The sequence below is a fragment of the Nodularia spumigena CCY9414 genome (assembly GCF_000340565.2).
GTDB lineage: Bacteria > Cyanobacteriota > Cyanobacteriia > Cyanobacteriales > Nostocaceae > Nodularia > Nodularia spumigena.
The window spans coordinates 2,216,770-2,241,399 of sequence record NZ_CP007203.1; the positions used below are offsets into that span (position 1 = coordinate 2,216,770).

Annotated in this window: 38 protein-coding genes and 1 pseudogene; 23 read left to right on the forward strand and 16 right to left on the reverse strand. The window is 40.4% G+C overall.

Translation table 11 applies throughout. From position 1 onward, the window contains the following. Positions 1–19: 19 nt before the first annotated feature. A complete protein-coding gene (locus tag NSP_RS09865) occupies positions 20–361 on the reverse strand; it encodes a helix-turn-helix domain-containing protein (RefSeq protein ID WP_006197188.1) in 342 nt (113 codons plus the stop codon). 294 nt (positions 362–655) lie between these two features. On the opposite strand from NSP_RS09865, the gene NSP_RS27195 reads away from it, so the two are divergent. From NSP_RS27195 to NSP_RS09915, 12 genes are all read left to right on the forward strand, one after another. Further along, entirely contained in the window at positions 656–781 is a 126-nt protein-coding gene (locus NSP_RS27195; RefSeq protein WP_267897139.1) for a hypothetical protein, read from the forward strand. 61 nt (positions 782–842) lie between these two features. Continuing rightward, positions 843–1,049 (forward strand): hypothetical protein, encoded by a 207-nt coding sequence (locus NSP_RS25295; protein ID WP_144360520.1) that lies wholly within the window; start codon positions 843–845, stop codon positions 1,047–1,049. Further along, on the forward strand, positions 1,046–1,726 hold the full coding sequence (locus NSP_RS09870) for a hypothetical protein (RefSeq protein WP_231859566.1): 681 nt from the start codon (positions 1,046–1,048) through the stop codon (positions 1,724–1,726). Before NSP_RS25295 ends, NSP_RS09870 begins: the two co-directional genes overlap by 4 nt. A 118-nt stretch (positions 1,727–1,844) precedes the next feature. After that, the gene (locus NSP_RS09875; protein ID WP_006197190.1) at positions 1,845–2,738 is read left to right on the forward strand and encodes an RpnC/YadD family protein; all 894 of its coding nucleotides are present in this window, start codon (positions 1,845–1,847) and stop codon (positions 2,736–2,738) included. Positions 2,739–2,806: 68 nt separating this feature from the next. Beyond that, positions 2,807–3,199, forward strand: coding sequence for a hypothetical protein (locus NSP_RS09880; protein WP_006197191.1), 393 nt, complete (start codon positions 2,807–2,809; stop codon positions 3,197–3,199). After that, a complete protein-coding gene (locus tag NSP_RS09885) occupies positions 3,186–3,374 on the forward strand; it encodes a hypothetical protein (RefSeq protein ID WP_006197192.1) in 189 nt (62 codons plus the stop codon). The genes NSP_RS09880 and NSP_RS09885 overlap by 14 nt, the downstream gene beginning before the upstream one ends. 157 nt (positions 3,375–3,531) lie before the next feature. Further along, positions 3,532–3,726: a hypothetical protein gene (locus NSP_RS26855; protein ID WP_006197193.1), complete on the forward strand. Its 195-nt coding sequence runs from the start codon at positions 3,532–3,534 to the stop codon at positions 3,724–3,726. Between the two features lie 45 nt (positions 3,727–3,771). After that, complete coding sequence (locus NSP_RS09895) at positions 3,772–4,032, forward strand: hypothetical protein (protein ID WP_006197194.1); 261 nt, start codon at positions 3,772–3,774, stop codon at positions 4,030–4,032. Positions 4,033–4,034: 2 nt separating this feature from the next. Beyond that, a complete protein-coding gene (locus tag NSP_RS09900; RefSeq protein WP_006197195.1) occupies positions 4,035–4,883 on the forward strand; it encodes a hypothetical protein in 849 nt (282 codons plus the stop codon). 320 nt (positions 4,884–5,203) lie between these two features. Beyond that, a complete protein-coding gene (locus NSP_RS09905) occupies positions 5,204–6,667 on the forward strand; it encodes an ISLre2-like element ISNspu1 family transposase (protein ID WP_006197196.1) in 1,464 nt (487 codons plus the stop codon). Positions 6,668–6,964: 297 nt separating this feature from the next. Beyond that, entirely contained in the window at positions 6,965–7,657 is a 693-nt protein-coding gene (locus NSP_RS09910) for a 3'-5' exonuclease (protein ID WP_006197197.1), read from the forward strand. Between the two features lie 57 nt (positions 7,658–7,714). After that, entirely contained in the window at positions 7,715–8,062 is a 348-nt protein-coding gene (locus NSP_RS09915) for a hypothetical protein (protein ID WP_006197198.1), read from the forward strand. Positions 8,063–8,216: 154 nt separating this feature from the next. Here NSP_RS09915 and NSP_RS09920 read toward each other — a convergent pair whose 3' ends face one another. From NSP_RS09920 to NSP_RS09930, 3 genes are read right to left on the reverse strand one after another with little or no spacing between them, the layout of a single operon-like run. Continuing rightward, entirely contained in the window at positions 8,217–8,591 is a 375-nt protein-coding gene (locus NSP_RS09920; protein WP_006197200.1) for a hypothetical protein, read from the reverse strand. 3 nt (positions 8,592–8,594) lie between these two features. Beyond that, on the reverse strand, positions 8,595–9,131 hold the full coding sequence (locus NSP_RS09925) for a hypothetical protein (protein WP_006197201.1): 537 nt from the start codon (positions 9,129–9,131) through the stop codon (positions 8,595–8,597). 12 nt (positions 9,132–9,143) lie between these two features. Then, complete coding sequence (locus tag NSP_RS09930) at positions 9,144–9,590, reverse strand: hypothetical protein (RefSeq protein WP_231859592.1); 447 nt, start codon at positions 9,588–9,590, stop codon at positions 9,144–9,146. Here NSP_RS09930 and NSP_RS09935 point away from each other — a divergent pair. The 8 genes from NSP_RS09935 to NSP_RS09975 all read left to right on the forward strand — a co-directional run bounded on the left by NSP_RS09935 (position 9,577) and on the right by NSP_RS09975 (position 14,825). Beyond that, complete coding sequence (locus NSP_RS09935) at positions 9,577–9,804, forward strand: hypothetical protein (RefSeq protein WP_006197203.1); 228 nt, start codon at positions 9,577–9,579, stop codon at positions 9,802–9,804. The two genes, NSP_RS09930 and NSP_RS09935, sit on opposite strands and share 14 nt — an antisense overlap. Further along, entirely contained in the window at positions 9,779–10,663 is an 885-nt protein-coding gene (locus NSP_RS09940; RefSeq protein WP_006197204.1) for a hypothetical protein, read from the forward strand. The genes NSP_RS09935 and NSP_RS09940 overlap by 26 nt, the downstream gene beginning before the upstream one ends. After that, a complete protein-coding gene (locus NSP_RS09945; RefSeq protein ID WP_006197205.1) occupies positions 10,660–11,136 on the forward strand; it encodes a hypothetical protein in 477 nt (158 codons plus the stop codon). The genes NSP_RS09940 and NSP_RS09945 overlap by 4 nt, the downstream gene beginning before the upstream one ends. Next, a complete protein-coding gene (locus NSP_RS09950) occupies positions 11,133–11,345 on the forward strand; it encodes a hypothetical protein (protein WP_006197206.1) in 213 nt (70 codons plus the stop codon). Before NSP_RS09945 ends, NSP_RS09950 begins: the two co-directional genes overlap by 4 nt. Positions 11,346–11,347: 2 nt before the next feature. Beyond that, positions 11,348–12,028, forward strand: coding sequence for a hypothetical protein (locus NSP_RS09955; RefSeq protein ID WP_231859567.1), 681 nt, complete (start codon positions 11,348–11,350; stop codon positions 12,026–12,028). A gap of 12 nt (positions 12,029–12,040) precedes the next feature. Next, positions 12,041–12,442 carry a hypothetical protein gene (locus NSP_RS09960; protein ID WP_231859568.1) on the forward strand — a complete coding sequence of 134 codons (402 nt, stop codon included), beginning with the start codon at positions 12,041–12,043 and terminating at the stop codon, positions 12,440–12,442. A 1-nt stretch (position 12,443) separates the two neighbouring features. After that, positions 12,444–13,973, forward strand: a complete 1,530-nt coding sequence (locus NSP_RS09965) for a hypothetical protein (protein ID WP_231859569.1) — start codon at positions 12,444–12,446, stop codon at positions 13,971–13,973. Between the two features lie 471 nt (positions 13,974–14,444). Beyond that, positions 14,445–14,825, forward strand: coding sequence for a hypothetical protein (locus tag NSP_RS09975; protein WP_006197211.1), 381 nt, complete (start codon positions 14,445–14,447; stop codon positions 14,823–14,825). Between the two features lie 94 nt (positions 14,826–14,919). Here the strand turns inward: NSP_RS09975 and NSP_RS09980 are convergent. From NSP_RS09980 to NSP_RS10010, 7 genes and pseudogenes are all read right to left on the reverse strand, one after another. After that, positions 14,920–15,486: pseudogene (locus tag NSP_RS09980) on the reverse strand (sigma-70 family RNA polymerase sigma factor); the annotation flags it as partial. 220 nt (positions 15,487–15,706) lie between these two features. Next, the gene (locus NSP_RS26520; RefSeq protein WP_006198490.1) at positions 15,707–16,189 is read right to left on the reverse strand and encodes a transposase; all 483 of its coding nucleotides are present in this window, start codon (positions 16,187–16,189) and stop codon (positions 15,707–15,709) included. 15 nt (positions 16,190–16,204) lie between these two features. Then, positions 16,205–16,639 (reverse strand): hypothetical protein, encoded by a 435-nt coding sequence (locus NSP_RS26525; protein ID WP_006197214.1) that lies wholly within the window; start codon positions 16,637–16,639, stop codon positions 16,205–16,207. 152 nt (positions 16,640–16,791) lie between these two features. Further along, positions 16,792–17,778, reverse strand: a complete 987-nt coding sequence (locus NSP_RS09995) for a hypothetical protein (RefSeq protein WP_231859570.1) — start codon at positions 17,776–17,778, stop codon at positions 16,792–16,794. A 128-nt stretch (positions 17,779–17,906) separates the two neighbouring features. Beyond that, the gene (locus NSP_RS10000) at positions 17,907–18,095 is read right to left on the reverse strand and encodes a hypothetical protein (protein WP_006198492.1); all 189 of its coding nucleotides are present in this window, start codon (positions 18,093–18,095) and stop codon (positions 17,907–17,909) included. Between the two features lie 48 nt (positions 18,096–18,143). Beyond that, complete coding sequence (locus tag NSP_RS10005) at positions 18,144–18,512, reverse strand: hypothetical protein (protein ID WP_006198493.1); 369 nt, start codon at positions 18,510–18,512, stop codon at positions 18,144–18,146. Positions 18,513–18,521: 9 nt separating this feature from the next. Beyond that, positions 18,522–18,797 (reverse strand): hypothetical protein, encoded by a 276-nt coding sequence (locus tag NSP_RS10010; protein ID WP_006198494.1) that lies wholly within the window; start codon positions 18,795–18,797, stop codon positions 18,522–18,524. 270 nt (positions 18,798–19,067) lie between these two features. Here NSP_RS10010 and NSP_RS10015 point away from each other — a divergent pair, with 270 nt between their 5' ends. Continuing rightward, positions 19,068–19,271, forward strand: a complete 204-nt coding sequence (locus NSP_RS10015) for a hypothetical protein (protein WP_017804027.1) — start codon at positions 19,068–19,070, stop codon at positions 19,269–19,271. Between the two features lie 80 nt (positions 19,272–19,351). Here NSP_RS10015 and NSP_RS10020 read toward each other — a convergent pair whose 3' ends face one another. From NSP_RS10020 to NSP_RS10030, 4 genes are all read right to left on the reverse strand, one after another. Continuing rightward, positions 19,352–19,993, reverse strand: a complete 642-nt coding sequence (locus NSP_RS10020) for a hypothetical protein (RefSeq protein ID WP_006198496.1) — start codon at positions 19,991–19,993, stop codon at positions 19,352–19,354. Then, a complete protein-coding gene (locus NSP_RS26860; RefSeq protein ID WP_006198497.1) occupies positions 19,980–20,330 on the reverse strand; it encodes a hypothetical protein in 351 nt (116 codons plus the stop codon). Before NSP_RS26860 ends, NSP_RS10020 begins: the two co-directional genes overlap by 14 nt. 82 nt (positions 20,331–20,412) lie before the next feature. Then, positions 20,413–20,691: a hypothetical protein gene (locus tag NSP_RS26865; protein WP_006198498.1), complete on the reverse strand. Its 279-nt coding sequence runs from the start codon at positions 20,689–20,691 to the stop codon at positions 20,413–20,415. A gap of 47 nt (positions 20,692–20,738) precedes the next feature. Further along, a complete protein-coding gene (locus NSP_RS10030; protein WP_006198499.1) occupies positions 20,739–20,960 on the reverse strand; it encodes a hypothetical protein in 222 nt (73 codons plus the stop codon). Positions 20,961–21,384: 424 nt separating this feature from the next. Here NSP_RS10030 and NSP_RS10035 point away from each other — a divergent pair, with 424 nt between their 5' ends. Both NSP_RS10035 and NSP_RS10040 read left to right on the forward strand, forming a co-directional pair. Next, positions 21,385–22,743, forward strand: a complete 1,359-nt coding sequence (locus NSP_RS10035; protein ID WP_017804028.1) for a DNA cytosine methyltransferase — start codon at positions 21,385–21,387, stop codon at positions 22,741–22,743. Between the two features lie 166 nt (positions 22,744–22,909). Continuing rightward, positions 22,910–23,539 (forward strand): type I restriction enzyme HsdR N-terminal domain-containing protein, encoded by a 630-nt coding sequence (locus NSP_RS10040; RefSeq protein ID WP_006198501.1) that lies wholly within the window; start codon positions 22,910–22,912, stop codon positions 23,537–23,539. A 92-nt stretch (positions 23,540–23,631) separates the two neighbouring features. On the opposite strand, the gene NSP_RS10045 is transcribed toward NSP_RS10040, so the two are convergent. Continuing rightward, the gene (locus tag NSP_RS10045) at positions 23,632–24,315 is read right to left on the reverse strand and encodes an SDR family oxidoreductase (protein WP_006198503.1); all 684 of its coding nucleotides are present in this window, start codon (positions 24,313–24,315) and stop codon (positions 23,632–23,634) included. Positions 24,316–24,630 lie beyond the last annotated feature (315 nt).

A 24,630-nucleotide genomic window follows, 5' to 3' on the forward strand; every position in this document is an offset into this window, starting at 1 on the left:
TTCTGTTCACCAGCTCGGCTTATGCCGTTTTTTGTTCAAATTTTAATACCAGTCCAACGGACTTTTTTCTCCCAGAAAAATTGGTAGTTTGTTTTGCATTCACTGTGATGTTAGCCTTGGTTTGTTCTTGAGATATTGTTTCTTTTGACCCATCATCATCAGGCGTGTACACCAGTAAATCACCGGGAAGGCAGCCTAACGCTTTACAAAAACGGTCAAAAGCATCCAAGGTAAGAGAAGATACCCTACCTTGTTCAATTTTTTGTATGTTTTGGACGCTGTAACCAGTTATTCTAGCCAAGTCATTTTGAGATATCCCTTGTGCTTCCCTAATTTTCTTAAGCGTAATTAACACTGCCATATTCCTAACTCATGCTCCTAATGGTATCACTACTAGTAGTTGTGTTGCTTAATTTTGTGTATCTACTAGTGATAGAAAAATCTAATAGATAACGAAAGGTTGTATTACTAAGACTAATAGAAAAATATCGAATTGGATATCTTGCATTACTAATAGTTGTGATACTATAAATAGTATAAAGACATAGGCAAAAGGTAATTGCCAAGTTCCGATAAAACTTCGTGCAATCACCTTTTAACCACTGTTTCCTGATAAACCCTTCAGAACCTTGACAGCATAATCCAAAGTGACCGCTTGAGGAGTAACCGAGGCACTGGCGCAACCAGAGAAGGCGAGGGGTACACAGCCGGGAAATGGATTGGCATAAATAAAGAATTACCAGCAGGACGACGGACTTTTCAAGCCGTATCCGTCGCCTGACATTATCTGTATCCTGCTTGCTTGGTAATGCTCTTGGTCACTGGCTAGGAGTAATTAATATATGGCTACGCCAAATCGTTGTGAAAGCGTTGTGGGTACACCACAACGTATTCGTTACACCACAACGTATTCGTTACACCACAACGTATTCGTTACACCACAACGTATTCGTTACACCACAACGTATTCGTACCACAAACAAAGGCGATCGCCTGACCTGAGAAATCTGCGATCGCCTTTTATCCATAAATGGAGATTCCTATTATGACTTATGTAACACATTCACAGCAAGCACTGTTTGGTTCTTTCGTTGACGAACAGATTGTAGCTCAAGCCGAACTCGACACTTACATTGAAGCTCAGGCGCAGACTGTAGCACCAGAAGAATTGATCCCCATTGAAATCAGCTTTTACGATCATGAAATTTACTGTGGTCAAAAGCTCGTAGCTGCAATCACCTATGACTATGAAGATGTCACCCAGCCCTGGCTCGTGATGGTCAATGGAGAGGAAATATATCGAGCAAACACCTGGGCGAGAGCGTGGAGATATATCTGCACCCATCACAAAGACGGAAGCTTACCTGTACATCAACAACAAGAAGCCCCAAACACTACTGATAACGAAATAATGTGTCAGATTTTCAACGAGTGTGAAAAGTTCGGCTTTGAAATCCTGGACGACGGTATTTATAAGCACGAGGTGAAACTTGGTGAAGTAGGCTACACCAACAATCAATGGTGGTTTGTCCGAGCATCAGAGGAAGATCAAGGGAGAATACCGTGTGATTCAGCTTTGGACGGGGTTTGGTGGTTGTCAATGGTTGAAACTGTATCTTGCGAGGAGTTATTAAATAGACCGTTTGACCAATTGACGGATAAAGAATGGCGAATGCTGTTGGAGTACGAGCCAGTGCCAAAGAGTCGGGAGTTGGTGGCGGCGTAAAGTACAAAGGCGATTGTCGGTTGTGCAATCGCCTCCAAACTGTAATCGTTAAGAATAATGCCACAAAAACGCATAGGTAGACACAACCGTATAATAAAACACGGTCATTACTGAAAACATGACCCGCAAACCTCACGACCAATTTGCCAAGCAATTTTTAGAGGAGCTATTGTCACCCTTGGGCAAAGTAGAACCCAACAAGGAAGTAATTGATGAAGCTCGGCAGGTAGATGTTTTGTTTTCACCAGCACCAACGGCCCAAGCACCAAATCTAGGACTACTGGGAAGAATTGCACTGCTGAATACGGCTTTGCTGGAACCTTTTCGCAATCAGCCTAGCAGGACAGAAATACGGAACTGCCTGACAAAGCTGTTCACTGTAATTGCAGATTCACAACGCAAAGCCAAAAGGGAAGACACAACTATATCAGAGGATGATTTAGCTCGATTGTGGATTTTAGCGCCCTCAGCGTCCCCAGGATTGTTAGAAAGTTTTGGGGCTAAACTAGAGCTAGAAACTTGGTTGCCTGGGGTGTATTTTCTACCTGATGCTTTTAGAACAGCGATACTGGCAATTAACGAGTTGCCTGTAACAGAAGAAACATTATGGTTTAGGCTTCTAGGGAGAGGAAAGGTTCAACAACAAGCAGTCAGTGAATTAGTTGCGCTATCACCAGAAAACCTTCTGCGCCGTAATGTTTTAGAAATAATTTACAGATGGCGCGTCAGTATAATGACACAGCAAAAGTTAACTGAAGATGATCAGGAGTTAATCATGAACTTAACAGAAGCTTATCAAGAAGCCAGGGCTGCTGCTGTACAAGAAGGAGTAGAGCAGGGACAACGCCAAGTTATAGAAAATTTGTTGAAATACAGGTTTGGTTCTGTAGATGAGGAATTGTCGAGAGTTGTTGATAGTTTATTACGGCTACCTCCAGAAGAGTTTACACCTTTTTGTTTGCAATTAACTCGTGAAGAGTTGTTAAATAGGTTCGGAAGGACGGGGCAGTAAAGATCCTAACAAATTCTGAAGAAATTATCAGTTAAAAAGCGTTTTGTTAATAGCAGAGCGCTTTTTTAATGAATGGAACCCAAGTAATTATCACGATTTTAAAGCCACCTATGCTCATTAAATCTTCTCCCCTCCCTTGTTGGTTAAATGCCCAAAATACAGCCGTAGCAGTTGCGCTGATTAAATTTGGATTTCTTTATGAAGGCGAATTAGAAGGTGACGACATTGATACTACAGAAGCAGTCATACAAGGTTGGTTAGTTGGCTGTAAATGTTGCGAAAACTCAATAGTTGCGATATTTGACGGCGCTGTATTTTCGTCATCACATGATGACGAAAGTGATTCAGAGCTTAGATACAACCAAGTCAAAAAGCTGATTAGGGCAACCCTCAGAAGCTACAAGCCTTTTAATCCTTACGAACAATTACAGTTATTTAAACAGGATCATGATCAACCCTGAAGACTCAAAACAACTCCGCCAGCTAATCAAAACTGCTTACCTTGCCCTAGCTGCAATTGATGATTCCCCCCAGTTCAAGAAAATCAATTATTCGCCAGATTTGACCCTTGGAGACGCTATTTCAGCACTGGAATACTTGGAATGGGAACTAGGCGATGAATCCCAGGAACGCTAATATAAAGGCAACTTCAGTATTAGGAATTGCTTTACGCATCTATTTTTATCAATCGAATTTTACCATGTAATGAGATGAAATCCACAGCTAGGGTGGATTAACGGTAGAACACAGTATTTCCACACAAATTAATAGCAAATATTGAAGTTTGAAACCAATGCCTAGAAAACAGAATTGCTCTGACTTAACAGCAAGTAATCTACTAGACTGGCTTCGAGTTCGTGGTGGTTACGCACCTTTGCATAGCCTCAAATATTCTAATACAGTCATTCAATCACTGGTAGATCGTGGGTTAGTAAAAGTCATAAATACTGGGTGTGGTTTTTCATTAGAAATTGTTGAACGTAATTGAAAGAAAGCTACGCTTAAGACTTTTGAGAAATTGGAAAGTGCTTTAATGGAAATTAAAACTATCTCTGTAACGTATCATAGAAAATTCAACTTGGGTGACTACGAATCCCTGGAATTAGGCTGTTCACTTTGGGCGCAAATAGACGCAGAAGAAGATGCAGAAGGTGCGACTCAATTCTTATATATGCAGGCTAAAGCTTCAGTCAAAGAAGCTGCAATGCCTTTAATTAAAAATTCTGCATATCAGATGAATAAATACAAGCGAACTGCAAAGCAGAATACTCAAGATGACTTGGAGGATTTCTAAAAATGGCTGAAGTAAAATTGGGATTATGCAACCCACCACTGCCTATCTATATATATGTCGGACAGGGGGAACTCCAAGGGGAGCCATACGTTTGGTATAACTATATTATTGACCAAGACAAGAAAATTCCAGTTTTTCAACGAGCTTTAACAGGATATATTGTTCAGTTAAAGTTGACAACGAAAGAGTACAAGGGTGAGGATAAGCCTAAACTAGATATCGTCGTCTGTGCCGATGAAATTTATGTGATTAGAAGTGGAATTGAAACCAATTTCACTAAGACATTCTTGTTATCTGCATCTCTGGTCGATGATTTCTCTCAACCTCTGATGATTACCGCCGTACCTGGAAAAGAAAACTGTGTATTCTGTCGTTTGTATAATGCAGTGAACAAATCGGCAATTCGTAGTGATTGGAATCCTCATGCGGATTGGGCAGAAATCATGCAAAGCATTCAATCTAAATTATCTGGCAATCAAGTTTTTGAGCTTGAAGAAGAAAATATTCCCAAGACCAAACCTCAAAATGTAGCACCACATCCACAAGACTTGCGAGTGAAGCAAGTTCGCACTTTGTTCAATTATCCGGTTGATTTGGTCAAAGAATGGCTGCAATCCAACAATGTTCAACGTCCTAGCCAGCTTCCTTTGAGTGAAATTGATAAACTGGTGAACATCATCTGCATGGCTTGGGCTGCTGATAAAGTTGACCCCAATCATGCTGCTAGTTCATATCAGCAGCAGGTCATTCGTGCGATGTCGGAAGGACTTGATGAAGTGGCAGCGATTAGGGCTTGGGCGAATTATGTGCTGAGGCAGAAAACGGCTGTAACCGCAACTACAGTTAAATAGTCGTAAAAATTACGTAATCACGACAGAAGTATTAAAAGATTGCGACTAATTAACTGAACTTATCAACCTATTTTAGAAAGGCAGTTTTAAGCGGGAGCAACGCGATTTTGTGAGGTCGGGGGGAAAACAAGCGATCGCTAAAAACTATATTTTAGTATATTTAACATATTTATACAATTAAAGCAGTAATAACACTGGAGTAAATTCCTGTTTCCATTCGAGGAGATAAATAGGACTCGTTTTTTGGGCAAAAAAAGGTAGGATTCCCAAATAGTAAAGGTTTTGATATCTGACATCAAAACAGGGAGTGCCTACACAGAATGAAAAATAGTATATATTCTAGCTTCGATTTAAACAAATCTTTAGGACAGTTTCAAGAAAAAGTTACGAAACTTTTAGAATTAACGAATATATCAGAATGGGATGGACGCGTTTTCAAGGAACGAGAGGAAAAAATTAGAGAATCTGCATTAGTTTTAGCAGGAGAATGTACAGCTTTGTTACTGCATAAGCTGTCAAAATCTGAAGAGTTTTTGGATAAAGCAATGCAGGAGACACAAGGATGGTGGCAGACTAACACGCAAAAACATGGTTGCAAAAAGCGCCAAATATTAACAATTGGTAACGTAGAAGTAAGTTTAAAATTACCTTATGTAGTTGAACGTTCAACTCAACCAAAGAAAAATCAAAAAATCTTAAATGAAGGATTTTGCCCATTCTTAAGATATTTAGGAATGTCCGAGGGTTTAACCCCTGGTGTTTTCTCGAAGATTGCCCAATATGGTGCAATTGCTGGCTCTTTTGAAGCAGCGCGTACAACACTAATAGATTGGGGCATAAATATCAGCCTAAAACGCATAGAATGGCTAACATATTACTTTGGTAAAATTGGCATAAATTTACGTCAATCGAAAATAAACAGTTTAGAGGTTGGCAATTTACCGACAACTAATATTCTTAAAGACCAGCGTGTTGTCATCGCTGTAGACGGTGGTCGTACCCGAATTCGGATCAATAATAAAGGTAGGCCTAAGCTTAAGACTAACCGTGTAGGCTATACAGGAGAATGGGTTGAGCCTAAATTATTAACTATTTATGTGGTAAATGAGCAAGGTGAAAAAATTAAGAATGGCGAGATTCCTATTACTAACGATGGGACTTACTCAGGATTTGAAGGATTTTTACAAATGTTAGAGATGTACTTGGTTAATTTAGGCATTAGTCAGGCAAAACAGGTTTTATTAATTGCGGATGGTGCAGAATGGATATGGATACATATCCCTCCGTTATTAAAAAAATTAAACTGCCCAAATCAAACTTATCAGTTATTAGATTTTTATCACGCGGCATCACATTTACAAGACTTCGCTGATGCTGCATTTAGCACAAAAGATGAACGCCAACAATGGTTTAAGAAGGCGCGAAAAACTTTAAAGAAAGGTCAGGCATTAGGTTTAATCAGAAACATGAATGAATTTATTCATGGAGCGACCGGGGAACGTCTAAAAATTTTAGTCCGAGAGAGAAATTATATTTTAAAAGCTTACCGACGGAGACTTTTAAAATATAACGAAGTTGCATCTCAAAAGCTCCCTCTTGGCAGTGGCGCGGTTGAAAGTTTAATTCGTCAAGTTGTTAATTTACGCATGAAAGGTAACAGTAAGTTTTGGCTGAAAAATCATGCCGAAATCATGTTACATCTTCGATGTCAATGGATAGCTAAAACTTGGGATAATTTTTGTGATTCTATATTTAATTCCTTTATTAAACCCAGAACTGCTTGATATATTTTATACAGTAATCTCAAGTTAACCGGAATAATTGTCATAATAAATACTAAATGTAAGCGATTGAGCGCCAATATTTTTTAAACCAATCACTCTATCTCTTTACCAATAACCTTTTGACATTCATTCAAAAGATTTTTTGTCCTGCCTACCACTTGCCTTTCAGGTATTAAAAATACTAAGTGCTTAAATTTATTTATTAGCGATCGCACCAACCTCACAAAATCGCGTTGCTCCCGTTTTAAGCTGTCTTTCTTTTTCCAATAGCCCAATATTTACAAGTGGGAAAATCTGATGAAGCTACTCATAATAGACACCGAAACCGCAGACAACGAAAACACACCCTGCGAAATTTCTGCCACGCTCTACCAAGTTGAGGAGTATTCGGGAGCGATCGCCAGTGTTTCAAGTTTGATTCCAGTTGAAGCAAATAGCGCCCAGGCGATCAATGGGATTTGCCCAGAATTAACCCAGGCAGCACATCCCATTTATCAGCCCTCGCTTGCACTTCTGCGAGAAATGTCCGCGATCGCTGATTATGGAGTTGCTTTTAATGCCGAATTTGATTCTGGCGTGGTTAATCAATTCTTCCCGGATTTAATCAATCAGCCCTGGCTATGTGCAATGCGTGATTTTGATTGGGGCTACCACAGCATAAATTCACATGGCGGTTACAAGCTGACTGACCTCGCCCTTTGGCTGGGGATTGGAATTAGCACTGTCCACCGCGCAGCAGATGATGTTCGGTTGTTGGTCGAGTGTTTTAATCGTCACAAAAATGTATCAAAGTTGGTAAATGATGCGATCGCCCTAGCTCAATCACCGATAGTGGAAATCAAAGCACTGGTGAGCTACGAAGACCGTCATAAAGCGAGTAAAGCTAAGTTTGCTTGGGATGGCGAACGCAGAATTTGGCACAAATCAATTCGTAAGTGCCTTTTAGATAATTTTGTTCAGTCCCTTGATTTTGATGTGAGCGTTGTATAACAACGATTCCCAAAGGCAGTTTCATACTGTCTTTATTTTTTCTAACACTTGAAAACTATGAACAAAATCACCCACCAACTAACCCAAGTAGAGCATTTAGAACGCATTGCAAAAGTAGAAGTAATCACCAGGAGACGACGCACAATGAAGCGAAAAACGCACAATTTTGTTAACCAATCTCTGGCAACAATTGCACTTTATTCAATTGTGATCACCGGATTCTTAGGTGTAGCAGCTTTGGGTTGTTGGGGTTTTGAAATTATTGACAATAACTCCAGACCCACAATACTCCGGGGGCATGATTGGCAAGCTCAGAAAAATGTTTGTCTGGGCGGCATGGCGGTAGCATTCTCTGGATTTCTAGGGAGCGCTTTATTGGGTGCTTGTTTGGGAAGTGAAGAGTGAAAAGATTTGCTTTTGGATTGATGGCAGGTATGGTAATTGGGCTGGGTGGTTCGGCGTACTCCTTTAGTGCGATTGCGAGTAACGAAACAGTTAGGTTTGGGTACTGTCAAATTTGGCGAATGGAGCAATGGTTTAAAAAGTAAAATCGTGGAAATTAAGCGCTCAGTGCTTCTGGCTCTGTATCAGCTATTTCCGAAACCCGATGCAACCAATCTTGAGTTTGTCCTTGTGCAACTCGCTTTTGTTCAGCATCTGACCAAATGTTGTCCCAATGAAATAGCCAATGAGTCAAAACCCGACCTAAATCAACCAACTCTGCGGCTCGGTCAATATTGTCAGCTTTCACCATGTCGGGAACAGTCCACTCAAGAAAGTAACGACTTTCTTTTACCAGAGGCATCATCAAATCCTGGGATGATGTCTCAGTCCACAAAAACTGAACTTGCTCCAGGTGTTCAGCCAAATGATGCAGGCGAGTAGAAACATCATCTTGCATAAAAATTTGTTGTTCTGGTGTCGGTGCGATCATGTTTTATGCTGATATTTTTTCGCCAACCGCTTGATGAATGATTTGCTGCTTGAGCGAATCTGCTGCTACTGCGGCAATAGTTTCCCAATCTTGCGGTGTCAATAATAACTCTAACAACTCGCGTAATATTTTCTTATTAGATATGAACTCCTCACCATAAAGTTCATCATTTCTTAGCGCCAAAATTAGAGATTGTCTTACTTTTGCTGTGGGCAATCTCAATTTTTCAAGTATTCTTGCTCTTGCTGTTTTAACGGCTATTTTTGTCGCTGTACCTAAATTCCAGTCATTAAGTAGCAAACGGACTTCTTTATTCAGGGAAATCCGTAAGGTTGTGAAACGCCCCATTAGTTCAAAGTTAAGCATGAGGTCGTCAAATGCACTTCCCCAATTTAATCCAGCACCAATATTACCGCCGACAAGCTCCTCAGCTTCCACAGCTTGCCCTAAACATTCCTCATCAAGTAACAAATCCATTGGGTTTACTTGGTTATGTTGACCAGGGTTATTTTGATTTTCATTAAATTCGTGCTGATTCATTTACTTAACCCCTCATGTAGAAGAACGCCAAATTCCGTACTCAAAATAAATCAAGTCATCGTAATCTTCATCTTCTCCCACATCAATCATGCCTTGGAGATCATAAAATTTTTCGGACCCTGGTAATGAGTGTAAACCTACTCTACCGTTATAACCCAGTTCTAGACTACCGGTTCTAGCAAAGCTTAATAGAGCAGTACCAACACCTTTATAATTTGGTGGACGTTGGATCATCTCACGATTCCAAGGTGCAGAGGCAATGCCATCAACATAAATCAACCGTTGACCTTCTGCCAAGCGTGAACCATGCAGTTGAGTTTCGATGATCATCAAACCCTGGGTTTCGTCTTCGTACTCAATTGCATAGCCCTCTCGGTTTGGTTGCCTATTGATAACAAACTCAAGCTTAAATTCCCATTGGCGATGGGAATCGGAAATAATCAAAATGGTATGGCTGATCCTTCAAGATTACCAATGTGACCGCACTCATCTCGATAATTATCAGAGATTTATTCTGACAACTATCTATGCACTGAAGCAAGGCTTTGTATTGGGGTATAAAGCCAATAACGAAAAGGTTAAGGAGTATCTGAAAAAACAACAAACTCAACTCACTCGCCAACAGTTTGATAATTGGATAGCTAAATATGATCACCAAAGACCAACTATTTAAGCATTTCACACAATACACTCAAGAACAAATCTTGGATGCCTTACAAAAGTTGAGTAAATACGACACTAAGATTAAACCTGATGCAGATAAATTTTCCGATACTGTAATTGAGCAATTAGAACAAGTATTTGAATTGGGAAACCAATCAAAAAACCAGTTAGCTGCACAGGCCACATTTACCAAAGAAGAAATTTTTGGACATTTCAACAGTGCCGGTTATTCCCCAGAACAAATTACTACTGCCCTGAAAAAGCTGAGTGAAAGCGACAAGCAAATTGACCACAATGCCAATGAATTTGGTGAGGGGATTTTGGAGAAGCTGGAAAATACTTTCGCTATACTCCAAGCTGCGATTAATGCTTATGGGGGTGCATTGGATGTTGCTAAAGTCGAGGAATTAGCTACATCTATGGCTAATGAGCAAGCTATAGATATTCATCCTGAAGTATTCCGGGGAGTATTAGAAATTAAATCTGCTGAAGCTGTGGCTAAAGCGGTAATTACTCATGAGTTGACCCAGGATATTTATCAGCAGACTCTGCGGGATTTAGATGCTAAAACTTTAGACCAAGCCAACCAACAAGCCGCAGAGAGAATAGCTTTGATGTCGCTGTTAAATAATCCAGAGACAGTCAAAGAAATTTTGGCGACCTACGGTATTAATAACCAAGCCGCACAACCCCAGATTATGGAAACTACAACAGCTTGTAGTTTGGATTTTGACCCTGATGCTTTCTTGCAGGAGGTGGGAGCAAAGGAAAAAAAGCCCAAGACCATCCAAGATACGAGGCGGGTAGCTCAGAATTTACTGAGCAAATATCGGCTCAACTCAAGCGGTTTGAAAACAACCAATTCATGAACTATCTCAATCGCCACCCTATGACGGCTGTGTTCTTTTTCTTAGGATGTATTTTCTTGTCTATATCAGCCCCCAATATCAAATCCAATATTTCGACGATGGGGGAAATCCAACAAGCAGTTAGAAAAAATTCCACCCAAGAATGGAAACTGAGAGCTTCACAACAAGCAGCCCAAGCCCAAGCAGAAATTGCTGAACAACGTTATCGGGATGGTTGCGTGATGGTTGTGGCCATGAATAATCCTGATTCGTTCACTTCTTTATCAGAGGGAGAGCCGGTCATTGATCATGTGCGGAATGTGCCTTTACCGATTGGCACAGTTGTCTGTGATGCTAATGGGAATACGGCTGTGATTATTAAAGGAGAAAACCAGCCAGTTACAGGAGAGATCGCTTTCACTGGCAATCAAGAATTAATTGCTAACGTGCGACAAGAATTCAATAAAAATTACGCTCTACCTAACCTGAAATGAGTAACAACCCTAACAATTGCTATCAGCAGCAAGCAAAACAAGCTGCATTAGAACTGGATTTTGGATTGGGCTTGGCTACCAGTGAAGCTGAATGTAGAGATGCTATTAGTGCTGGCTTTGAAGCCATGCCAGAAGTTGATGTCAGCGATGAACCAGAAAATTCCATCTACAACCTCAACGAAATTCTAGACACTATTTCAACCCAATAATTATGACTCAAACAAAAAAGGGCGACCGGAATAATGCCAGGACATTCATGAAAATTCTCTATTGGTTTGCCGTCGCAGTGGGACTTTGGTTTGCGTTTCTCAACATTCAGCCCTATGCGGAAGTTGTGAAAATTGCTACCGAAATTGGCATAGTTAAAGACAATGCTTTACTGCAACTGGTGAACACCATACCCATAATCAACGGTTTGGCGAGAACTATAGGTTTGGCCTTCCATTGGTTTGTAGGATTAATTGTCTGGGTGACTATCCAAACCATTGAAGTATTTCCAGTCATTCTCAAGCGCGATCGCGTTTTCATGAAAACCATTATCAAGGAGTTGCAATCTTCAGAAAAGTTTGCGGAACGTGATGGTGATGACCCGACTTTGATAGCATTGAAGCGTTGGTACAATAACTTCCCTACACTAACGATTACCAAAGCCAGAACTCTTTCACTGTTTGTTTACGCAGTAGATTTCTTAATTTGTACCGTTGTTTATCCTCCTGTAAATGGTGGTTTCGGCAGATTAATGTTTATCTTAGTCTCTGGGCAGTGGAACCAAATTATTTGGGCAAACGTGTTCTTGCTTTTAGCAACTTTATTCGGAGTTGAGTTAATTATCAGGTTTTTGTTCTGGTTGGGTGAAATAGCTTACTACATGAAGGCGGCTCATTCACGTTAAAACATGAAAATTATGAGAGAATCTTTAACTCCATCTCAATATCATTCCTACATCAATTCTCAGGAGTGGAGAGCAAAACACAAAGATTGGCTACGTGCTTGCCACAACCGATGCTCAATGTTTCCCTGGATGCGGATTGGCCGCTACAAATCAAAATACAACCGATATTCCATTCATCATACCGGGATTGGTTACACAAATTTGGGGAACGAGAAATTAGGAAGTGATGTTCTGCCGCTTTGTCCCTTTGCCCATTGGTTAATTCACGGAGGTAGGATGAAAGTCAAAGCCCCTTGGCAGCCAAACTTAGGTCAAAAAATTTTACATTTTTGGTGCGGATTACGACTAAAAAATAAGCAAATAGTAGTGTGTGCCTTGATCGGATTAGTTGTGTTTTACATTTTTGGTAATTGAAATGATGTCTGCATTCAACCCTAATTCTCGCCAACTCACACCCCAAGAATGGCAGAATATAGCCACGCAATCAGTGGACAGCAATAACTCCCAATTCATCATCATTGGAGGAATAATTGCGGGGTTGTTTGTTGCTTCCGGTACTGGTTTTCTTCCTAGTGGGGTTTTAGTCGCTGCTTATAGTTTTTATTCGGCGTGGCAACGCACCCAAAAAACTAATCGGAATGAGATTGCTATTAATGAATACGGCTGCGTTGCTCATGTTCTCAAAGGACAAGATTTTCGGGACTTCCGCAAACAAGTAGGGGATGAAGAAGTTCTCAAACAAGTGCAGTGGGCAGTAAACAATAGCTATAGTCCTAGCACGGATGCCTTAAACTTTTTGGAAATGCAGCAAAAGTTTAGCCCCAAAGGATTACTTTTTAATCCACATTCTTCCTTATCTTTAAAGGATAATCCCATCCCCAATAACCCGAATGGTCTTCTCCAATCTCGTTCTGGCTTCGGCATGAGCGCTCAATCGAATGAGAAAAACCCAATGCCCCCAAACCAAACTCATGTAGTCACGTTTCAACAAGATATACCAGACCTAGCCAAAAAGATGGCAGAGGTATTGAAAAATTCTTTAATCATTGGTGTGCCAGGAGTAGGGAAGGATTATTTTGTCAGCAATGCCCTGGAATGGGTAAAAAAACTTCATTCTAACTGCACAATATTTTTCATTGATCCCAAAGATGATCCCAAAGAAACTGGATATTTTCAAGGACGGGTTGATTATCTATTTCGTTTAAATATTTGCACCCACGATCCAGTACAGGTTTACGAATGGGTTCAAAGGTGCTTTCAAGCTTATGACAAATTTGATGCGGGTACAGGCTTAAAGCTGCTAATATTTAATGAGATAGCAGCTACGAATAAAACCCTTACTAATGTCAAAGGAGCCTTGAATTGGGTCAAATCTAAGATGGTTGGTTATAGCAGTTCTGGTGATTCTCGTGGAATCAAAATTTGGGGAATTTCTCAAAACGCTCACAATTCAGGCATTGGCTTTGATGGTGGAGAAAAGTCAATTTTTACGCCTATTGTCATTGTTGCTGAAAACGAAATATCGGCATCAGAGCAAGTCTTGAGAGCGCACATTATTCCCAACGACAAACGCTTAACTTCTGACGAAATCAAGGCAATATGTCGCCAATCACCTGTAAAAAGAGCAATTTTTCACGGAACTTATAATCAATGGTTTCCTATGCCTGAATTGACAAATTATTCGGGTTATGACCGTGATTCTCGTACTTTTATTTCTGAACAAGAACCACAAGTTAAAACTACTCAAACCCAGCATAAAACGCAAGTAAATTTGATGATTTACAGGCTGGAAATATCCAGCCAATTAACATTAGAAGAGTTTATTGAAAATGATTTAAAGGCTCCTTATGGCAGGAATAAAAATCAACTTAAAACAGCAATTATTGAAATGTTACATAAAGCTAGACGCACAGATTTACTCAATAAATTTCAAGTGATGGTCTAAGTATAAGCTTGGCTTTTCCACCGATTTGTAGTAATATTGATTATTCGCTGGGGTATTATATTTTGTATTTAGAGTAAAAATTAACCTCTGAAAGGAAAATTCTAGCTGGAAATAAATCCATTTGTCTAGATGTTTCAAACAAAATTTTCTCCACATATCTATAACTTATAGCGATTTTAAAGTCCAAGTTGATCGCAATTAAATTAATTCGTTGATAAGCTACTTACATTAACACAATTTTAGAGAATTATGGCAATTAAAAAACATATTAATCTTAATCAAGGATGTTCCATTAACACTATAAATAAAAAGATAATTTTCAATTTAGGAACTGAATATCTGTTGAATTCAATAACGCAAGCATTAAAAAACCATTATTCGCCCGAAACTCAAAAAAATGCTATTGAAGAAAGTTCCAAATTGCTACCTGACTTTGTATTACAATAATTATTAAAACGCCAAGAACAGGTAGTGAATGTCAATCCAGATACCTTAATCGTGGTTAGTTGTCAGATAGCAGGAACTGAAGTAGATGAGTTGGGGTTTGATTTAAATATTGACGTATGTTTTGTAGTTGGAGATACAAAAGGTCAAAATCATTTTCGGGCTAATAAGATAACTTTTTGGTCGAATATCTGGGGTGATGAAGAACAGCTTTTTGATTTAGAAGATGAACTAGGTGAACAGTTCTGGACAAATTATCAAACCCAGTTGCTTTTTGATGAAAAAGAACAGCAGATAATTAAAATTGAAGTATCACAAACAGATAATTACCCAGCAAGATTAAATTTCCACCCATCACTTCAAATCTTTAGCCCATCTATAGATACCTTTGCCGATGATAGTTTTTAAAAGATATTATACGCTATAAAAAGCAGAACCGAATAGTAATAAACCAGTTCTTGTTCAGGTGGGGACGAATCCCCATCTGAATTATCCCTCTTGTTCAAGAAAATAAATATTGTTCAATTTCAGGTTGTTGACGGCGTAGAACAGTGATTGCTTGCTGCTGGATTTGACGAACTCGTTCTCGACTGACATTCATTTTCTCGCCAATTTGAGCCAAAGTCAGTTCTTGATCGTTCTCTAATCCAAAGCGCAAAATTAATACTTCACGCTGTGTTGGTTTGAGGGATGCTAATAAACTATTCAAATCTTGGCGCAGAAGTTCTTGGGTGATATGCTCGTTGGGAGATATGCCTCCATCTGGCAAAAGTGCATTAAGTTCTGTGTCTTGATTATCTCCGACCTTGACATCTAAAGAAATTGGCTGACGAGAGGTGCTGAGAAAATCTCTAATCTGGCTTGGTTGTAAGTTTAAAGTTTCAGCAATTTCTGTAATACTGGCCGGACGACCAAGTTTCTGAAACAGTTCTCGCTGTACTTTTTTAATTTTGTTGAGTTGTTCGGTGATATGAATTGGCAAGCGAACAGTACGGGACTTTTCCGCGATCGCCCGTGTGATTGACTGCGTAATCCACCAATAGACATAAGTTGATAACTTGAGGGGGCGACAAAGAAGTTAAAGAGGCTGCTGTATAAGCATCATAGCCATCACCCCCTGCTGATAAAATGCCTGCTTATTGCGAACGGCAGCCATCATTTCCAAGACCAAATCCTGACACCCATTCAGCGAAATTATCCAATTGTATCCGTATAAGCCTATCCAGAAAGCACTATGTCTTTTTCTGTTTCTGTTCAAATCACTTGGACGACAGACATAAGATTGTTGTCTAGAAAATTGAGTTTTTTTGACCTTGTAACCATGCAGAAGTCATTGCTATAGCAATTAATAAAATCAGACGGACAAGCCTATCAGGAGAAGCTTGAGAACCTTCTAGATTATAGCCACCAGTTTTACAGTCTTTAAACATAGCCTCAATCCCAAAACGTTGACCATATATTTTGACAGTCGTTGATACATCTGTCAGATTAGTTGATAAATACCAAGGCTCTTTCTCTTGTTTGCCACGATATTTTCGTTTCCAATAAACTGCTAAATTACAACGACCAAACCCTTTATTTTGTGTGAGATTGACATCGGGATAAAATCGGCGGTCACCGGGAGAAAGTGGAATCGTATGTAGCGGTTGAAAATCTTGCCTTTTTTTCCGAAAAGTAGTGTCCTTTTTTTGTCGAAAAACATACTTTAAACCTTGACGGTGCAACCAACTGGCTAATTCAATCCCATGAAATTCTCTATCCCCAATCACCACTAATTGATAATGTTTCTAGAGCCGGATTACCGGGCGTAATACCTTTTGTTGTTCTTGCAGGTTACTGCAACCATCTTTGTTAAGTAAACACCAATATATTGGCAATGCCCTTTTTTGATAAATCACGCTCACCATCAAAATATTATTGTCTTTCCATTGGGTTCTATCCAGGGCAATAATCAATTGTGATTTGGGTTTGATTAGACGTGATAATATTTCTTCAATAATGGGAAACCATAGTAGCACTACACTCAACGCATTCGATTTGAGAAATCTTTGTAAGTGACGACGACGGCTATTTTGTTGTATTGGTAAAGGTATAGTAGCAGCCAATCTTTCTATTTTTACTTGTTTCTGACTTTGTAGCAACCATACCAGCATTTTTAGAGTAATTAATTGTGTACGGCTGAGGTACTTGGATAGGATTGGTTGATAGAATGAGGGTAACATTTATTTCGGGTCTTGTTAATTTGACGAGACCATTCTTTTTTACCATCAAACTGTCCCTCTTAATTAGCTGTCTAATAACCACATAGTATTGTCAATAAGAACCGTTTTTTTTGAGAGGGTCTGTTACTTCAATCCCTCTGGGAGTAATACTTTTACCATTTTTGTCGCCCCCTCAAGTAGATTGCATCCATCTTCTGCTGGAGTTGCGATCGCCCTTCTGAACCTAGATTCTTTTGGGTAATCGCTTCATCACTCACAATGGAGTCTAGGTGCTGCATCATCTCTTGCAAACTACCGCCAGCTTCGGGACTAGCATTCGCCAGCAGCACCCGCACTTTCTGAAGATGCTTCTCCATCTTGCGTTTGAATTGCACGGGCTTACGTCCCGGTTCCCAATCAGCTAACTCTTCGAGCAATTGTGCGGCTAGTTGTTCTCCACCGGCGATCGCAGACTCCCGCAACCGTTCCTCCAGGTTTTGGTCATACTGTTGGATAAACTGAGTAATTTGTTGCAAGCACTCAGCTTGTTGTTGGTTCAGTTGTTCGGACAAAGCTGGGATAATCACCGGACGACCAATCACAACTTGCAAATAATCCTCTAACTCAGGCAAAATGGGGAATGCCTTGAGTAAGTTTGCTTTGACTTCCTCTTGTTTGTCTTGAGGCAGTTCCCAGACATTCAGCGATATGAAGTTTTCGATGCGTTCTTGGTAATCAGCCAATCCCTCTGTGTATGACTCTTTGAGTCCATCGCGGAGTGTTGGTGCAATGACATCCCGAATATTGAGCAACTGACTCCATACCAGAGGTGCGAGGTCAATCGGACAAATCCAGTCGCCATTATCAGCAGTCATCCACTCCTGAACAGAAGCAATTTCCTGTCGCAATTGAGATGCTGCTTCGTCCAAAGCTTTGAATACTTTTATACCTCGCAAACCTACTTCGGAAGATTTAACTTTGATTAAGTCTGATTCTTCGCCTTCAGCCTTTAAAACATCAGTCCAACGAGGCGAATTGCTTTTCGTGGTTTTCTTCAGCTTTATCGTCAGCCGAATCCGAGTTTTATTGAGTTTAGAAAAGTTGTAACGTTCAATTACAGCATCATTCAGAAATGCTTCATTTGCAATTGCTTGTACCATTTTAGTTAGTTGGTAATTAATTTTTTCACTCAAATTTCGCGTAGCGTTTATATTTAAACAACTACGCAAAATTTGTATCTGCACAGACTAAAACCAGCGTTCACTTAAACGCCAGAATCCGAATGCAGCTAAACAATTACCCAATAAGTCCCTTGGTTACGAACTATTTGGGATTGATGATTGATTGTTGCTGTCCCAAGCTGATGATTATTTTTTAGTTGGTGGATATCTCTAATAGCACGATAAATTATCTTGTTTGTGCCATTTTTTTGTAGCTTAATGGGACGTTTCACAAGCTTTGGTTTGTGTTTGGGCATTAACTAATCACTGAAATCTCGTTGATTTTCGCGTAGCGTTATTGATGATTACTTACTCAAAACAGCGACTAACACTCCGTTATCCTCGTTCATCGCAATGATGGCTTCTGTAGGACAATTATCTATGTCGGTGGCTTTTATGGAAGGATGAACTTCGTAAGGGTCAAGATTGCATTCTTGAATCGGGATAAAATTTCGCTGAACTTTTAACTTGTTCACGGAAGGGTTATCTCCATCATTCCATTGTATCGGAACGAATAATGCAGCCTTTTTCCCTAATAGTGCTGACTTTAATTTCGTTGGAGCAATAAATCCATGTCTGACACCAATTTTGTCAAAATCATGATCCGAATCTATAATGCGTCCTAATTCTGACACAACAAATTTACCTGTTTTTTGGTCGTAGCTCAGTTTCATTGATATTACCTACAAGAAGAATACTTTCAAAATTCGCTCCATTTTGGATTTTTCTACATCTGGTAAATCATGAAAATTTACCAATTCTGAATCGTACACTTGGTCGATACTTGTACATTCATCAATGACTTCTGCATAAACATACGCATCGTCGTAGTCGAACCCGTTTGCTAATAGCCAAGGCAAAACACTATCAATTTTCAGGATTTCTTCAATTTCCAATAAATCAGCAAACTCGGCTAGACTTTGAGGAGAGGGAGGAACAATTACCACGTTGTTAGTCATGATTTTGAATCTTTATTTTCGTTAGTTTTTGCGTAGCATTCTAATAAAAAAGCGCCTTGCTCTTAACAAAGCGCTTTTTTATGTATTACTTGCTCAAACTGAGCTAAAACATGTTCTAGTTCATTGGTTTTGAATGAACAGGCGATTTCCTACTCAGGAGTAGGGTAAAAGCTAAACTAATGACCTATAATTCCGAGTAAAGATATGCTCATGTTAGATTTTAACAATGCTGTCTGTTCGTCCCACGTCCCACTTAATCAATATCCGAACATGAACATCGACCGATTGCAGGAACTCAAGCAAAAACTGACTATTGAAGCCGATTTATCCCGTATCTGGTTATTTTATATGGATCATTTTGCGGATCATCCCGAATTTACTGAACTGGGTAAGCCTGGCTATAATCAATACCTAGATGCTGTCCTGCACAACACTTGTCAGCGGATACCGTTGGCAAATTCCTCAGCTAAGTGACCTTTGTGACTAATATTTTGCTTTAAATTTCTAGCTGGTAAATTCTGATGAATGAGTATTTTTCAATAAGTGATCACTACTCAAACAGATGCAGAAGCAGAGCCGCCTAACGTATTCCTGTAAGCCTCAGATGCTTCCTCACCAAAACCACCAGCTTGGACATGACGAAGTAGAGATTGGACAATTGGCATCGCAATACTCATCCCAAATAGGGCATTAAAACCTGCAACAACCACTGGTGCTGACAACACAACCGTAAATTCTGGGAATAACGCTAATACAGCCACTAAGACCAGAAAAACAATTGGTGTAGCGATACCTGCTGTCTTTGCGGTTTCTACAATTAAATTTTTATATTCTTCAACAGTAATATCACCTCGGTAAAGATCCAAGGAGTAGCAAATTGCTGTCACTACAACTTGGGTGAGAATAGCTGCTCCTGTGGCAGTGATCCCCAGCCTAGCAATAGTACCAGAATTACTGATGATAGAATCTACTGCATTGTAAACCCGAATATACAACTGTTCCCCCACAGTCATTACTTCAGCACCGCGACGAAAATTATCAACACCCACTTCCCATACAATGTTGTCAGCACCATTTGACCCACCTTGGGAGCGTGGAATGATATGACTACCATGTTTATCGCTCAAGAATTCACGGATAGTTCGTTCGTTAGCCCCTAGCTTTGATGTACCGGGGATTTTATCAAACAGTTGCATTGATTGCCGTGACTATGCACCAGCAACCGCCTTTACCACGTAGATCAGGATTGTCTTTAGCTAGAATTTGACAGACTTCGCCAACTTGGTAAGTATTGGGGACTTTGGTACGTTCCATAATTCGCTGCACTACATCTTTCACGATTCTGCCACTAGGCACTTTACCGCCAGCTTCCTCTACTGCGGTCTGCCATACGAATTGCTGTTGTTGGGGTTCAAGCTTCGTGAGGGGACGGACTTGTCCTTCGCTGGTAGGCAAGATTTGTTGCTGATCAGAGTTAACTGTAGCAGGATCATCTTCAATTTCGTTTTGTGTCCAAATTGGACACATTTTCATCAAGTTATCAAATACAACCGAAGCTTCGATTAATCTATAAGGATGACGACGCTCAAACCCAAACCTGTTCTTGCAATACTCCTCAAAGGTTGAATGCGTTGAACGGTAAAGTCTGCGATTGGCTTCGCCAGTGCCGGAGGCAATCGCGCAACTCCATCAGCGCCTTACCAGCTTCAAAAACCGCTCTTTCCACTTTGCGTTCCAAGTGCAGGAGATCGCGCTGTTCTTCCTGGGTCAATTCCTCCACTTCTACAGCCGTCACCTCAATAGTCACTAAATCCTGATGATCCTGGGACAGTACATCTGGATTCTTTGGAGTTCGGGAGGTGACTTTTTTACGCTTCGAGGGTGGTTTGTTCATATTTCGACCTCTAGCTGAACAGTCGTTGACGAGTATTAAAAGGATTTTTAGTTGTCATCTCCTACAATCTCTTTTAAAGTTTCGACGTGAAGACATTGAGAACGAATCAACCTCTCGATTACTTCTGCTCTAGTTAGTTCCATTTTTTCAGCTACAGCATCAACAAGCTCAATCGCTGTCGGGGTCAACATGATTTGAACCCGTTGCTTGCTTTCGCCCCATGTTCCTGGCTTAACTCGATAATCTTTTGCCACTAGCGTTTTAACCATATCAACACCTACACATATATTCAAGCAGATTTAATTATATACATACTTATAGATGTGTGTATATGTGTGATAGATTAAATGCAGCAAAAACAAAAGACGACCGCCTCAGTCTCGCAAACTTAGCGATCGCCTGTTTTAGTCCAAACACCAGAGAATTAGTACGGGTGAATGTCTGAGTGTTATGTCAAATCACCGGTTTCTCGGATACTACTCGAAAAATCATGGTCAGATATCTAAAAAACTCTACACGAAATACCAAAATCAAACCCCTAATAATCTTGGGGAGATGAAGCGGGGAAGTTTGATAATTAAATCAGGATTTTAGAGCTTAATTAATGCTGATTTCGTCCTAAAAATGCTCCTAAAAATTGATTAAAAAGCCATTGGGAGAAAACGGTTGAATTACTAAGTAAACTGCCGAAATATGCTATTCGCGACACCAGAAAAATTCTTAGAGAAAAAGGTGAAAACCTCACCAAGGGAATCAGTTGGATGTCTCTATCCGTACTTGGAAACCAAAAAGCTACAAGATGGCTCAACTGCTTTCTACCCCCGCGTCATTGGTGAACGTGACCCGAATAACCCAAAACACTGGCGATGGGGATACAACTGGAAAGAGAAAGTTAACGGGGTCTGGAAGGGACGCAGTATTGGCTCTATCTCCTGTGGCGCAGTCCCCATGATCCGGGCAATGCAACTTCAGGGGGCGACCAGAGAAGAAATCATCGTCTTCATTAAAAGAGCCAAAACCAAAAGTCCAAGTAAACCAAAGCTTCCAGGCAATGCACCAATCGCTGTTGTACTATTCTCCGGGGGCGGTGGCGTAGAAGCTGGGATGTTGCAAGCGGGTATTCGTCCGGCGATCGCGGTGGAATATGACCCGACTAAACCAAAACTCAGTCGTGCGATCTCTCAAACCCACCACTGCAACTTCTCTGAGTACCGCTGCAAAGTCATCCAGCAAACAGTACAAGAAGTAGCAGCATCAGGATTTCAGGGCTTTCCCCAACCCGACTATCTTCACGCTTCCCCGGTGTGCGCCAACTTCAGCCAAGCCCACACAGCCAAAGCGGGGGCGGCACTAGAAACTCCAGATGATCTATCGGCAGCGCAAGCAGTAGCTGCTGCTATCCTAAACCTACAACCACGGATTTTTACTTTAGAAAATGTTCCACGCTATCTCAATAGTCAAAGTTTCGCCATTATCCTCCATGTCCTGGAATCCCTTGCTTATAGGGTCAATTACAGCGTCGTCAACATGGCTGATTACAAACTACCCCAGGCGCGGAGGCGTTTAGTCTTGGTGGCCAGCCAGGATATAACTATTACGCTACCACCCACATCTAAACAAATCGGTTGGTATAGCGCGATCGCTCACCTCATCCCTACGATGCCCGATTCCCAACTACTGTCTAGACAACAGCAAGCTTTGAGCCAATTTCTCGCAACCAACGAACCCGCACCACTTCTTATAGAACGGGTTGGAGGACGCAAATTAGCTAAATACAAACCAGGACATCTACCAGCAAACACCATACTGCGATTGCATTTCACCGACCACAAGGGCTGCAACCGCAACAAATTCGCTGATATTTGGCTACCCAATGGCACTGTAAAGTCCTTATCTATCCAAGCAGCAGCCATTTTACAAGGTTTTCCATCTTGGTACGAGTTCCCACCCCAAGCTGCCACTGCTGGGTCAATCATCGGCTATTCTGTTCCTCCCAGTTTTGCAACACAGTTATTTATCCACATACAACAACTGGAGCAATCACATGACTAACCTCTTGAACCTCGCATGACTAGAAGTCACGAATGTGCGGCTTGCAAAAATAAAAGGTGAACCAGTAGACATCTGGTCAATTCTGATAAATGGCTATTTTTCAATAATTGATCGTTTCTTACTCAATTGAATTATCGTGATATTAAACTAGTAGATAATTTCAACCATGACCACAAGCATAGCCATAGCAGAAAAAATTACTACCCTTCGCCAAGTCGAGGAAAAACTGGGGTTAACGCTAAGTGAGAATAGTCAATTTTTTACCGAATGGATGGCTGATTTGCCTGCATTAAGTGAAGCAGAGCAAACAAGATTGGCACAAGTTCGACAAAATTATCTCTATCAAATATCTTATGGCAGTCTTTTAGAAGAAACTATCAAAATGGTCGTTCTTTCACCATTACTGGAACTTGCAGGTTTTTATCAAGCACCTTACAGATTTCAAACCGAGGTATCCGTTGAAATTGAAGCACAGGGAGATAATGAAGAGATTTTACGAGGAAGAATTGATGTTTTAGTTTTGCAAGCTAGATTGTGGATTGTTCTCATTGAGTCAAAAAAGACCACCTTTGATGTAGAGTTAGCAATTCCCCAAACATTAGCTTACATGGCTGTTCATCCCAAACCAATGCAACCTTTGTACGGCATGATCACCAACGGTAGCAGCTTTTTGTTTGTCAAAACTTTGGGTAAACAGTATGGTACTTCCGATCTATTTGCCACGCGATCGCAACATCTCAACAATTTATCTGGAGTTTTAAAAATCCTTAAGCATCTCGGTAGTATAATTACTTAACTATAAGTTATGAACGTATTTTTACGCAAACGCAGAAACATCAAACGCATTTTTATACACATACTTACTACGCTCCTGTATTGAAATAATTTTTACATTGAGACAGTTAAGGGCATACCGTTATCTGTAGGTTTCAAGTTGAGAATATATGGCACAGCTTTCAATACCCAATCGGAGACTGGTGTATAATTAACAGCTTCTTCTCCAAAGCTAATAGAGAGCATATCAGTATGAATAATACCTGGGTTGAGAGGAACAGCTGCCATGCCAGCAGGAAGTTCTTGTGCCAAAGAACGAGTTAATCCTTCAATTGCCCACTTGGAAGCGCAGTAAGGTGCCACTTCGGGAGAAGTAGAACGTCCCCAACCAGAACTGAAGTTGACAATAATACCACGCTTGTTTTTTACCATTGCTGGAACAAAATGGTGGATTATATTAAATACTCCTTTAATATTGATATCAATCAACTCGGAGAATTCATCAGCAGGTACTTGCCACAAAGGTGCTGGGTAATTCGTAATTGCCGCATTGTTGATGACTATATCTGGTGATTCATATTTACTCAGTACGTCTTTTGCCCATTTTTCTACTTGCGGTTCCTTTTTTACGTCTACAACTGTAAAATCATTTGGTGCAGTAAACTTCTGACTTAGTTTCTCGATAGCTGCTGATGAACGAGCGCAACCAATAAAAGTATGCCCCTCTTGAATAAACCTCTCGGTCATAGCATAACCTAGACCTTTGCTTATGCCTGTAATTAAGATGAGTTTGGTCATAGTTCTCTGTAATTCATCTATACCTCCAGGAGACCCCCACTGTATTCGGTACTCCGAATCAGTGGCGGGTTGTTGACTATTGTTTGTTAAAGGAAATTTACTTTATACTAATTTTATATGAACTTCCACAGAATTATCAAATAACTTAACTCACACTTGTCCAAGCTGATTCAGACTCGTCAATATTTTAGATGAGTTCACCCTGACAGCTTTGGGGCATCTTGATGAGGCGATGTCTGCGGCTAAAATTCTTCTGGATACAGCAGAAGCAGCCCTTGCCAACATATAGCGTGAAGGCTTATCGCTCAAAACTAA